Raw genomic sequence first — 513 nt, 5'->3', positions numbered from 1 at the left:
GTGCCACCCGGGGCGGTGCCGTCGAGCATGCCGGGGTGCCGCCGAGATGGCCGCAGGGGATCCATCAGCGGGTGGCGTCGCCGGGATCGTTTCCGGTGGTCTTGCCGCTGAGGAGGGCGCGGACTTCGGCTTCCCGGTAGCGGCGGTGCCCGCCGAGGGTGCGGATCGAGGTCAGCTTCCCGGCCTGGGCCCACCGGGTAACGGTCTTAGGGTCAACGCGAAACATCGCGGCCACCTCCGCTGGCGTCAACAGTCGCTCGGCGTCGAACTTTCTGGTCATAGTCGAGATCTCCTTTCATCCTTGAGATAGTGATCGGGGAACTGATTTTCCGACCATTAGGATCTTGCGGTGGATGCCTTCACGGCCCATTCCGGCCCTCGAAATCGGCGCCGGAGTCTGTCAACGGCCATTTGGATCTCCCCGTAGGCGGCCTTGAGTTCTCCCCGCTGGCGGCCACGAAGATGTCCCCAACGGCGGCCAGATACTTCCCCGCCGTTGGTGTTGCTCGGTGT

The 513-nt window shown here is 65.1% G+C and carries 1 protein-coding gene; it reads right to left on the bottom strand.

Annotated elements, in window-relative coordinates; translation table 11 throughout:
* Positions 1 to 64: 64 nt before the first annotated feature.
* Positions 65 to 280 (bottom strand): BldC family transcriptional regulator, encoded by a 216-nt coding sequence (locus tag ACGWYJ_RS39020; protein WP_395111750.1) that lies wholly within the window; start codon positions 278 to 280, stop codon positions 65 to 67.
* Between the last annotated feature and the right edge of the window lie 233 nt (positions 281 to 513).

The sequence above is a fragment of the Actinomadura sp. SCN-SB genome (assembly GCF_043906805.1).
Lineage (GTDB): Bacteria > Actinomycetota > Actinomycetes > Streptosporangiales > Streptosporangiaceae > Spirillospora.
Note: the sequence above shows the minus strand (reverse complement) of the source record. Positions and strands in the feature narration are given on the sequence as shown.

Coding starts and splice junctions, on each gene's coding strand:
- ACGWYJ_RS39020 (WP_395111750.1), bottom strand. CDS start 280: ATGACCAGAAAGTTCGACGCCGAGCGACTGTTGACGCCAGCGGAGGTG.